Here is an 11256-nt window from a genome sequence, read left to right as displayed (position 1 = left end):
GAGATTCTATGGTTTGCTCAGACCGCCGCGTCGTAGAACAGCTCGCTGCTCTTCTGCTCCACCAATGCCTGCTCGATGGCCGCCTGGTGCACTTCATCGGCGTGTCCATAACCGGCTTCTGGCTGAATGCCCAGGCGCGCGAACAGCTGCATGTCCTTGTCGGCCTGCGGGTTGGCGGTGGTCAGCAGCTTGTCGCCGTAGAAAATCGAATTGGCGCCCGCAAAGAACGCCAGGGCCTGCATCTGCTCGTTCATCGCCTCGCGACCGGCCGACAGGCGCACGTGGGACTGCGGCATCATGATCCGCGCGACAGCAAGCATGCGGATGAAGTCGAACGGATCGACGTCATCGGCGTTTTCCAGCGGCGTGCCCTTGACCTTCACCAGCATGTTGATCGGCACCGATTCCGGGTGCTCCGGCAGGTTGGCCAGCTGGATCAGCAGGCCCGCGCGGTCATCCAGCGACTCGCCCATGCCGAGGATGCCGCCGGAACAGATCTTCATCCCGGCATCACGCACGTAGGCCAGGGTCTCCAGGCGCTCGCCGTAGGTGCGGGTGGTGATGATGCTGCCGTAGAACTCCGGCGAGGTGTCGAGGTTGTGGTTGTAATAGTCCAGCCCGGCCTCGGCAAGCGCCTGGGTCTGCTCCTGGTCGAGCTTGCCCAGGGTCATGCAGGTTTCGAGCCCCATGGCCTTGACCCCGGCGACCATCTTCAACACGTAAGGCATATCCTTGGCCGACGGGTGCTTCCAGGCGGCGCCCATGCAGAAGCGCGTCGAGCCGATAGCCTTGGCACGTGCCGCCTCTTCGAGGACCTTCTGCACTTCCATGAGCTTTTCTTTTTCGAGCCCGGTGTTGTAGTGGCCGGACTGCGGACAATATTTGCAATCCTCTGGGCAGGCGCCCGTCTTGATCGACAACAATGTGGAAACTTGCACGCGATTGGCGTCGAAATGCGCACGGTGAACGGTTTGCGCCTGAAACAACAAGTCGTTGAAGGGCTGGACGAACAGAGCTTTGACCTCGGCCAGAGACCAGTCGTGACGAGTAGTTGCATTGATGCTGGCGCTCATCGGCGATTCCTTGTTTATGCTGGGCTGAACGGCTGCGGGAAGGGAATACCCATAGCCATGACACGGATAAGCGGCATAGTTAAGGAAGACGCATGGACTGTCAACCATCAGCGATTAGCAAGGTTTACATCTGGTCAAATATCAACCAATCCTGTTCGCTCTGCGACGAATCGACAGACAACCCCTATCCCCTGTGTGAACCCTGCGAGCAGGAACTTCCCTGGCTTGATGAGCGCTGCGAAATCTGCGCGCTGCCTTTGGCCATGACCGGCCTGGAATGCGGGACCTGCCGACGCAAGGCGCCAGCCTTCGCTCGGGTCGAAGCGCCATGGCATTACGGCTTCCCCATCGACACGCTGATCACCCGCTTCAAGCACAACGCGCAGTGGCCACTGGGGCGCATGCTTGCCGAGGGGTTGGCGCGCTGGCTATTGCAGGCCTTCGCCGATGGGCTGCCACGGCCGCAGCGTCTGTTACCCGTGCCCATGGCTCGCCAGCGTTTGCGCAAGAGGGGCTTCAATCAGGCGCAGATGCTCGGCCACTGGCTGGCGCCGTTGCTGCAGATCCGTTGTGAGGACCGCCTGTTGTTGCGCCCCTATGCCACCCGCGCCCAGCAGGAACTGGACGCGGCGGCGCGGCGACAGAATCTGCTCAGTGCATTCAGCCTCGCCGATAAAGCCTTGGTGCGCGGCCTGCACGTGGCGATTGTCGATGACGTGATGACCACCGGTGCCACGGCGCAGGCGCTGGCCTTGCTGTTGAGACGCGCCGGAGCGGTGCGGGTCGACGTGTATTGCCTGGCGCGTACGGCCAAGCCTGATGAACGGCCTTCTTCGGGATCTGGTTGATCGGCGATCTTGACGGCCTCATCGCGGGCAAGCCTTGCTCCCACAGAGGTGTGCCGATCTCGAGTCGCACACCTGTGGGAGCAAGGCTTGCCCGCGAAGGGGCCACCGTTTGCACATAAATATTGCCTGCTGATCTCAAGGGCTCAGCCCTTGACTTGCCAACGCCGGACGAGCAACGTCGGCTCTTTCCCGCGTTGAAGAACCGCCGCCATGCCCCTGCCTACCCTTCTCTCCCAGTACCTCGCCCGCCGCCCGCAGCGCATCGAGTTGCTGCGGCATATCGCCGAGCAAGGCTCGATCACCCGCGCGGCAAAAAGCGCCGGCATGAGCTACAAGGGTGCCTGGGATGCGATCGATGAGTTGAACAACATCGCCCCGCTGGTAGACCGCAGCATCGGCGGCAAAGGCGGGGGCGGTGCTCGGCTATCCCCGGAAGGCGAACGCGTCCTGCGCCTCTATCAAAAGCTGCAGGCGCTGCAGGCGCAGGTGCTGGAAGCTGCCGAAGACGCCAGCGACCTCGACCTGCTCGGTCGCTTGATGTTGCGCACCAGTGCGCGCAACCAGCTGCAAGGGAGCGTGGTCGGCATCGATTCACGCGGGCGCAGCGACATCGTGCGTCTGGCACTGGGCGGCGACCTGCATCTGGAGGCGCAGATCACCCACGACAGCACCCTCAGCCTGGCACTGGAAATCGGCAGCCCGGTGGTGGCCCTGATCAAGGCCGGCTGGCTACAGCTCCTGGCGACCGATCAACCCGCCCCGCAGGGACACAACAGCCTGAGCGGAATCGTCCAGCAGATCATCGACGACCCCGACGGGCCCAGTGAAGTGCGCATCGCCCTGACCAACGGCCAGACGCTGTGCGCCCTTAGCGAAGCGCAGCATCTGGTCAGCATCGATGCCCGGGTCGACGGCCCCCTCAAGGTCACTTTTTCGCCCTCCTATGTGCTTTTGGGCACGCAGCTCTAACCTGCAGCGGGGGAGCGGCGCGTCCGGCGCCCATTACGGTGAGTCCGTCACTTTGAGGGGGGTGATCCAACGTGACCGGGGCAAGCCCCTTGCTGCACGGTATGTGGCGGCCTTCGCCAATCCCGATCCCACTTGCAGCTCGGCCTGCGCTACCATAGCTGGCCGGACGCGGCCACCTGCCGCGGCGCAGGAGTCAGCATGTCCCACCCCTTCGATACCCTTACGCCCGACCTTGTCCTGGATGCCGTCGAAAGCATCGGCTTCCTCAGCGACGCCCGCATTCTGGCCCTCAACAGCTACGAGAACCGTGTCTATCAGGTCGGCATCGAAGATGGCGAGCCGCTGATCGCCAAGTTCTACCGTCCGGGCCGCTGGACCACCGAGGCGATCCTCGAAGAGCACAGCTTCACCGCCGAACTCGCCGACTGCGAAGTGCCGGTGGTGGCGCCCATGACCCACGAAGGCAAGACGCTGTTCGAACACGCGGGCTTTCGCTTCACCCTGTTCCCTCGTCGTGGCGGCCGCGCGCCAGAGCCAGGCAACCTCGATCAGCTCTACCGGCTCGGGCAGTTGATGGGGCGCCTGCACGCCGTGGGTGCCGCGCGCCCGTTCGAGCACCGCGAAGCCCTGGGGGTACAGAACTTCGGGCACGACTCGCTGACCACCCTGCTCGAAGGCAATTTCATCCCGCGCAGCCTGCTGCCGGCCTACGAGTCGGTGGCCCGCGACCTGCTCAAGCGGGTTGAGCAGGCCTACCGCGATACGCCCTACCAGGCCATCCGCATGCACGGCGATTGCCACCCCGGCAACATGATGTGCCGCGACGAGGTGTTCCATATCGTCGACCTTGACGACTGCCGCATGGGCCCGGCGGTTCAGGACATGTGGATGATGCTGGCCGGCGATCGCCAGGAGTGCCTGGGTCAGCTGTCGGAACTGATGGACGGTTACCGCGAATTCCACGACTTCAACCCGCGCGAACTGGCGCTGATAGAGCCCCTGCGGGCCCTGCGCCTGATGCACCACAGCGCCTGGCTGGCGCGCCGCTGGGACGACCCCGCGTTCCCGCGCAGCTTCCCGTGGTTCGGTCAAGAGCGCTATTGGGGCGATCAGATTCTGGCCTTGCGCGAGCAGCTATCGGCGCTGCAGGAAGAGCCGTTGCGGTTGTTCTAGGTAGAGGGGGTTGGCTGGGCGGGCCCCTTCGCCGGCAAGCCATGCTCCCACAGGTGTACGCTTCGGTTCTGTGGGAGCATGGCTTGCCAGCGAAGAGGCCGGTGCGGGCCACATCAATCCTCAGCCCGCAGCACCAGCTCCACCATCAAATCATCCGCCAGCGTTTCCAACTGTGCCTGCAATGCATCCAGCGACAAGGTCAACGGCACCGCCAGCATCGCCTCGGCATGGAACAGCGGTTCGCTGCTCATCGGGGCCGGGCGCACGTCGGTTACCAACCGTTCCAGATTCACCCCCTGCTGGCTGAGCAAGCGGGTTATGTCGCGCACGATGCCTGGGCGATCATTGCCCACCAGCTCCATGGCGATCGGCTTCCAGGTGCACGACTGTTCGATGCCCGCCCCAGCGATCTGCACGTGAATCTCTTCACCCTTGAGCGCCTGCAGAGCGCCCACCAGCTCGTCGCAGGATTGCGCCGGTACGGCCACGCGCAAGATCCCGGCGAACTGCCCGGCCATGCGCGCCATGCGGCTTTCCAGCCAGTTGCCGTTGTGTTCGCTGATGCACTGTGCGACTTTTTCCACCAGCCCGGCCTTGTCAGCGGCCAGCACGGTCAGTACTAGATGGTCCATGGGCGCGTTCCTCTTGTTGGAAGGGGTGAGTATAGGCAGCGTTGGCGGGCAAAAAATTGTATACAGTTTATTTTGATCTATGGAACAATTCGGCACTTCCGCAGCACTGCACAGTCATATTCGGACTGCAAAAGACCCTTTTTCCCAACTTCAAAAAGTTCATGTAGTATCGCCACGCGAGCACTACATACATTGATCGACGTCAAATACGAGCAGCGGCGCACGCCGCGCAGAGTGAGGCAAGCAATGACTGAACACGTTCAAGTCGGTGGCCTTAAGGTCGCCAAGGTCCTGCTGGATTTCGTCAACGAAGAAGCAATCCCCGGCACCGGCCTCAGTGCCAACGACTTCTGGTCCGGCGTCGAAAGCATCATCAACGACCTCGCTCCCAAGAACCGCACCCTGCTGGGCAAGCGCGACACCCTGCAAGGCCAGATCGATGGCTGGCACAAGGCGCGCCAGGGCCAGCCTCACGATGCCTTCGCCTACAAGGTGTTCCTCAAGGAAATCGGCTACCTGCTGCCGCCTGCCGATGACTTCCAGGCGACCACCGAACACGTCGACGACGAAATCGCCCGCATGGCCGGCCCGCAGCTCGTCGTGCCGGTGATGAACGCACGCTTCGCCCTCAACGCTTCCAATGCCCGCTGGGGCTCGCTGTACGATGCGCTGTATGGCACCGACGCCATCAGCGAAGCCGATGGCGCCACCAAGGGCCCGGGCTACAACAAGGTCCGCGGCGACAAGGTCATCGCCTTCGCCCGCGCCTTCCTCGACGAAGCCGCGCCCCTGGGTGCGGGCTCGCACGTCGACGCCACGGCCTACAAGATCCTCGATGGCAAGCTGGTGATCAGCCTCAAGGGCGGCTCCAACACGGGCCTGGCCGACGACAAGCAGTTCATCGGTTTCCATGGCGAGGCCAGCGCACCCACCGCGGTGCTGCTCAAGCACAACGGCCTGCACTTCGAAATCCAGATCGACGCCAGCAGCCCGGTCGGCCAGACCGACGCCGCCGGGGTCAAGGACGTGCTCATGGAAGCCGCCCTGACCACCATCATGGACTGCGAAGACTCGGTCGCCGCCGTCGATGCCGACGACAAGGTGGTCATCTACCGCAACTGGCTGGGCCTGATGAAGGGCGACCTCAGCGAAGACGTCACCAAGGGCGGCAGCACCTTCACCCGCACCATGAACCCCGACCGGCGCTACAAAACCGTCTACGGCGGTGAAGTCATTCTGCCGGGCCGCTCGCTGCTGTTCATCCGCAATGTCGGCCACCTGATGACCATCGACGCGATCCTCGACAGCAAAGGCCATGAAGTCCCCGAGGGCATCCTCGACGGCATCATCACCAGCCTCGCGGCCATCCACGACCTCAACGGCAAATCGCTGCGCAGCAACAGCCGCACCGGCTCGGTGTACATCGTCAAGCCGAAGATGCACGGCCCTGAAGAAGCCGCCTTCACCAACACCCTGTTCGAGCGCATCGAAGAGGTGCTGCACCTCAAGCGCAACACCCTCAAGGTCGGCATCATGGACGAGGAGCGCCGTACCACGGTCAACCTCAAGGCCTGTATCCGTGCAGCGCGTGAGCGGGTGGTCTTCATCAATACCGGCTTCCTCGACCGCACCGGTGACGAGATCCACACCTCCATGGAGGCTGGCGCGGTAGTGCGCAAGGCCGCCATGAAAGCCGAGAAATGGATCGCCGCCTACGAGAACAACAACGTCGATGTCGGCCTGAGCACTGGCCTGCAAGGCCGCGCGCAGATCGGCAAAGGCATGTGGGCCATGCCGGATCTGATGGCGGGCATGCTCGAACAGAAAATCGCCCACCCGCTGTCCGGCGCCAACACCGCCTGGGTGCCCTCGCCAACCGCTGCGGCGCTGCATGCCTTGCACTATCACAAGGTCGATGTGTTCGCCCGCCAGGCCGAGTTGAAAAGCCGTACCCCGGCCTCGGTGGACGACATTCTGACCCTGCCGCTCGCGCCGAACACCGACTGGAGCGCCGAGGAAATCCAGAACGAACTGGACAACAATTCCCAGGGCATTCTCGGTTACGTGGTGCGCTGGATCGACCAAGGCGTGGGCTGCTCCAAGGTGCCGGACATCAACGACATCGGCCTCATGGAAGACCGCGCCACGCTGCGGATTTCAAGCCAGCTACTGGCCAACTGGTTGCGCCACGGCGTGGCCAGCGAAGCGCAGATCGTCGAGAGCCTCAAGCGCATGGCGCCGGTGGTCGATCGGCAGAATGCCAACGACCCGCTGTATCGGCCGCTGGCACCGGACTTCGATACCAATATCGCCTTCCAGGCGGCGCTGGAGTTGGTGATCGAAGGCGCCAAGCAGCCTAATGGCTACACCGAGCCGGTGTTGCATCGTCGCCGTCGCGAGTTCAAGGCGCGGCAGTTGCAGTAGGTATTGCCGCGAGACAGCTCCCACAGGTGTACGACGCTGCGCATGTACACACTGTGGGAGCAAAGCTTGCTCGCGAAAGCGCCAGTCGCATCACCGACGAGTTGAAGCCGGACTCAATCCGGCAACCACTCCTGCAACGTCAGCTCGATGGTGATGAACGACAAGTTGTGCCCGCGCTCCATCCGCCCGGCATAGAGCTTGCCATCGGCATCCGCCACCACCGCCTGTAACTGCGTCTCCCCGGCGCGCACCTCGCCGCTGATGCTCAGAATCTCCACGCCCGGCCCGGCGACCTCAATGGTCTTCATGCCGCTGCGCCCCAGATACTGCAAGCGCGCATCGATCAAACTGCCCAGCCCGCCACGCACCACCGCCGTGTGGATGCCATGGGCCGCGCACAGCGCCTCGGCGCTTTCGACCAGGTCCTCGTTAGGCTTCAACCGCGCCACCACCAAACGCCCGAGCTTGCCGCTCTGTACCGACGATTCCTGCTCCAAGATCACTGCACTCATGACGCCTCCTGAACCACCGGGTGGAGCAAGTTGAAATGGGTTTCGTCGTCGGGCTGCTGCTGGTACGCCACCTGATCGAACAGGCACAGACGAATGATCAGCGGCTCGCTGCCCACCACCAGCTTGTCGAGCACCAGGTGCCCGCCATGCTGATTGCCTTCGCGGTCGATAAACCCCGCATGGCAATGCAGCAGCGGCTTGCCCGCCGGATCACGGCCGACCGTCAGCGCCCCGCTGATAAAAGTGATGTAGCCGTCCAGCATCACGGGCGCGCCGTAATCGAATGGCCGCGCCACCGAGCCGGTCTCGACCATGCGGTGATAGCTGAGGTGGGACGCGCCACCGCACAGAATCCTGCCGACCGCGCTGCTGAAGCGCCGCCCCGACAGAATCCGAATCAGCTCCGGCCCAACCGCCGTCGCCAACGGCAGCACGATGCGCAGTTCCTCGCTGTGCGGCACTTCGCAATCGAGCACCCGCGGCAGTTGTTGTGCGCCTTCATGATGAAAGGTCCGGACATCGCCACGCTGAGTGAAATGCGGGGTCATTACGCTAGCTCCTTGCGCTCTTCGAGGAGCACGCGAATGTTCTTCTTGACGATCTTGCCGTAGCCCGACTTGGGCATCTCGGTCCAACGCACAAACTGCTTGGGCCACTTGTAGCGGGCGATGCGCGGCTCCAGATGGGCCAACAACTCGGCGTCGCTGACCTCACCAGTGGTAACGATCACCGCGCAACCACACTCGCCCCACTTCTCGTCGGGCAAACCGAGCACGGCCACTTCATTGACCGCCGGGTGGGTGAGCAACGCCTCTTCGATCTCGCGCGGATAAACGTTGGAGCCCCCCGAGATGTACATGTCGGACGCGCGCCCGGTGATGTACAAAAAGCCCTCCTCGTCGAGGTGACCGAGGTCGCCGGTGTGGAACCAGCCGTGCTTGAAGGTCTTCTCGTTGGCTTCGGGATTGTTGTAATAACCACTGAACACCGCCGGCCCGCGCACGCAGATCTCGCCGTCAAGGCCCTGCTCGAGCGGCTGGCCATCGTCATCGAGAATCGCCACCTGCATACCGGTGCGCGGGAAGCCACAGGTGCCGATACGGGCGCCAGGCACGTCTTCGGCCTCGTGGAATTCCGGCGGCAGCACGGTGATGTTGCCGGTCACCTCGCCCAGGCCGTAGTACTGCACCAGCACCTTGCCCAGTTTGTGCAGGGCGCGGCGCTGATCGGCGCGGTACATCGGCGCGCCGGCATAGATCACGTACTTGAGGCTGCTGTGATCGTAGTGGTCGACCTCCGGGCACTCGGTGAGCATCTTGACGATGGTCGGCACGGTGAACAGGTTGTCGATGCGGTGCTCCTGCACCAGGCGCCACGCCTCGTCGCAGTCGAGCTTCTCGCCTGCCGGCAGGACACTGGCGGCGCCGCGGGCGACGTTCACCAGCGCGTGAATCCCGGCACCATGGGACAACGGCGCGACCACCAGCGAGCGCGAGTGATGGTCAAGACCCGGCATCAAGTCGGCGATATGGTTGGTGATGACGAACGCCATCTGCCCGTGGGTAAGGATGCCGGCCTTGGGGTAGCCCGTGGTGCCCGAGGTGTAGAAGAACCACAGCGGGTCGTGATAGGTGACCTCGGCCGGGCGGAATGCCGCACGCAGGCTGGCACCCTCCTCCAGCAGGCCGTCGTAGCTGAGCTCGCCAGCCCGTGGCTGACCGATGGCGATCACCTGCTGCAAGACCGGCGAAGCGGCTTGCACGGCCGCCACGTAGTGCTCGAAGCCCTCGTCATAGAGCATCGCCACCGCACCGCTGGAACTGCCCAGATAGGCGGCCTCTGGCGGCGTGATGCGCACGTTGGTGGGCACCCACACCACACCGAGGCGGAACGCCACCCAGGCGCTTTCGAACAGCGCCAGATTGTTGCGCGAATGCACCAGCAACTTGTCGCCCTTCACTAGCCCGCGAGCGCGCAAGGCCGCCGCGACGCAGTCGACCCGCTCGGCGATCCGCGACCACGACACTTGCTGGTCACCGCGAATGAACCCCGGCGCATCGGGAAAACGCCGGGCCACTTGCGCCAGCAATTCGCCCAGGTTCATGACGTTATCGATACCCGTATTGAGCGCGCTCACTTGATCGACTCCAGGATGCTGACGTAGTTGGTCACGGCCGCACCGCCCATGTTGAACACCCCGGCGCGGTCGGCCGTCGGCAACTGCATGTCGCCGGCCTGACCAGTGAGCTGCATGGCCGCCATCACGTGCATCGACACCCCGGTAGCGCCAATCGGATGACCTTTGGATTTGAGCCCGCCCGACGGATTGATCGGCAGGCGCCCGTCCTTGCGGCTGATGCCTTCCTGAATCACCCGTGCGCCTTGGCCTCGCTCGGCCAGGCCCATGGCCTCGTATTCCAGCAGCTCGGCGATGGTGAAGCAGTCGTGGGTCTCGACCAGTGACAGGTCGCCAAGGCTCAACTGCGCTTCCTGCAGGGCCTTCTGCCAGGCCCGCGAGGCACCCTCGAACCAGGTCGGATCGCGGCGCGACAGCGGCATGTAGTCGTTGACCTGCACCGCCGCCCTGAAGCGAATCGCCTGGGGCCGATCACCCGCCAGGTCTTCGCGGCTGATCACCAGCGCTGCGGCGCCATCGGTGATCAACGAACAATCGGTGCGCTTGAGCGGCCCGGCCACGAAGGGGTTTTTCTCCGAGGGCGTGCGGCAGAAGTCATAGCCGAAATCACGGCGCATATGGGCGAACGGGTTCAAGGCGCCATTGGCGTGGTTCTTCGCCGCAATCATCGCCAAGGCATCGGACTGGTCGCCATAGCGGTCGAAATAATCCTGCGCGATCACTCCGAACACCCCGGCGAAACCGCCTTCGATATCGGCCTCCTCGCGGGTGTAGCAGCACTTGAGCAAAATCTTGCCGACCTCGGCGGTGGGCAGCGTGTTCATCTTCTCGAAGCCCACCACCAAAGCGTGTCTGGCCTGGCCGCTGAGCACCGATTGCAGCGCCGAGTGGATCGCCGCCGAGCCGGTGGAGCAGGCGTTCTCGACCCGCACCGCCGGGGTGAAGCGCAACGCCGGAATATGATTGGCAAGCAGCGTCGAGGGGAAATCCTGATAGAGGAATCCGGCGTTGAAATGACCGACGTGCACCGAGTCGATCTGCTCGGCATCGAGGCCGGCATGTTGCAGCGCGGCGATGGCGGCATCGGCCATCATCTGCTCGGGGTCGAGTTGATCGAACTTGCCGAACGGCGAGTGATACCAGCCGGTGATAACAGGCGAATGCATGAGGTGGGCCCCTTGTTAGAGTTGTTGCAAGGGCGATAGCAAGACCGGTGCCAAGCCGCTCGGGCGGGCCTCGGGGCCGATGGCACGGGGGTTACAGCAGTGTCACCGGCGATGGCGGTGACACCTGAAAGTGTCTCCCTGGACGCCTGGGCGGTGACACTCCGGGAGACACCTGTCGCCTTGTGCTCGTCGCCTGGTTCACAGACACAAGCAGCAACAAATTTGAAAACCCATTGATTAACAGCCAGTTAGTCACCGAAAGAGCAGATCGTCGATAACAGGCCACTGGCCATGCCGACGCTGGCACCTGATTTGCTATAAC

General features: G+C 63.4%; 10 protein-coding genes. 4 read left to right on the top strand and 6 right to left on the bottom strand.

Translation table 11 applies throughout. The annotated features are described in order from the left end of the window. Positions 1 to 17 precede the first annotated feature (17 nt). Positions 18 to 1073: a biotin synthase BioB gene (gene bioB, locus REH34_RS18715; protein WP_311968753.1), complete on the bottom strand. Its 1056-nt coding sequence runs from the start codon at positions 1071 to 1073 to the stop codon at positions 18 to 20. Positions 1074 to 1165: 92 nt separating this feature from the next. On the opposite strand from bioB, the gene REH34_RS18710 reads away from it, so the two are divergent. From REH34_RS18710 to REH34_RS18700, 3 genes are all read left to right on the top strand, one after another. Beyond that, entirely contained in the window at positions 1166 to 1921 is a 756-nt protein-coding gene (locus REH34_RS18710) for a ComF family protein (RefSeq protein ID WP_311968752.1), read from the top strand. Positions 1922 to 2131: 210 nt separating this feature from the next. Beyond that, positions 2132 to 2890, top strand: a complete 759-nt coding sequence (locus REH34_RS18705; RefSeq protein WP_311968751.1) for a TOBE domain-containing protein — start codon at positions 2132 to 2134, stop codon at positions 2888 to 2890. A 198-nt stretch (positions 2891 to 3088) separates the two neighbouring features. Beyond that, on the top strand, positions 3089 to 4063 hold the full coding sequence (locus REH34_RS18700) for a serine/threonine protein kinase (protein ID WP_226504351.1): 975 nt from the start codon (positions 3089 to 3091) through the stop codon (positions 4061 to 4063). A 113-nt stretch (positions 4064 to 4176) separates the two neighbouring features. Here the strand turns inward: REH34_RS18700 and REH34_RS18695 are convergent, their stop codons facing one another. Beyond that, complete coding sequence (locus tag REH34_RS18695; RefSeq protein ID WP_311968750.1) at positions 4177 to 4695, bottom strand: ACT domain-containing protein; 519 nt, start codon at positions 4693 to 4695, stop codon at positions 4177 to 4179. Between the two features lie 246 nt (positions 4696 to 4941). On the opposite strand from REH34_RS18695, the gene REH34_RS18690 reads away from it, so the two are divergent. Beyond that, positions 4942 to 7119, top strand: a complete 2178-nt coding sequence (locus REH34_RS18690) for a malate synthase G (protein WP_311968749.1) — start codon at positions 4942 to 4944, stop codon at positions 7117 to 7119. A 113-nt stretch (positions 7120 to 7232) separates the two neighbouring features. Here the strand turns inward: REH34_RS18690 and REH34_RS18685 are convergent, their stop codons facing one another. The 4 genes from REH34_RS18685 to REH34_RS18670 are packed head-to-tail and all read right to left on the bottom strand — an operon-like array spanning position 7233 to position 10934. After that, complete coding sequence (locus REH34_RS18685) at positions 7233 to 7631, bottom strand: PPC domain-containing DNA-binding protein (RefSeq protein ID WP_226504348.1); 399 nt, start codon at positions 7629 to 7631, stop codon at positions 7233 to 7235. Next, positions 7628 to 8179 carry a hypothetical protein gene (locus REH34_RS18680; RefSeq protein ID WP_311968748.1) on the bottom strand — a complete coding sequence of 184 codons (552 nt, stop codon included), beginning with the start codon at positions 8177 to 8179 and terminating at the stop codon, positions 7628 to 7630. Before REH34_RS18680 ends, REH34_RS18685 begins: the two co-directional genes overlap by 4 nt. Continuing rightward, complete coding sequence (locus REH34_RS18675; protein ID WP_311968747.1) at positions 8179 to 9768, bottom strand: acyl-CoA synthetase; 1590 nt, start codon at positions 9766 to 9768, stop codon at positions 8179 to 8181. Before REH34_RS18675 ends, REH34_RS18680 begins: the two co-directional genes overlap by 1 nt. After that, positions 9765 to 10934, bottom strand: coding sequence for an acetyl-CoA acetyltransferase (locus REH34_RS18670; RefSeq protein ID WP_311968746.1), 1170 nt, complete (start codon positions 10932 to 10934; stop codon positions 9765 to 9767). Before REH34_RS18670 ends, REH34_RS18675 begins: the two co-directional genes overlap by 4 nt. Between the last annotated feature and the right edge of the window lie 322 nt (positions 10935 to 11256).

It is taken from the genome of Pseudomonas baltica, from assembly GCF_031880315.1.
Taxonomy (GTDB): Bacteria; Pseudomonadota; Gammaproteobacteria; order Pseudomonadales; family Pseudomonadaceae; genus Aquipseudomonas.
The sequence above is the reverse complement of the archived record's forward strand: the minus strand, read 5'-3'. Positions and strand labels throughout refer to the sequence as shown.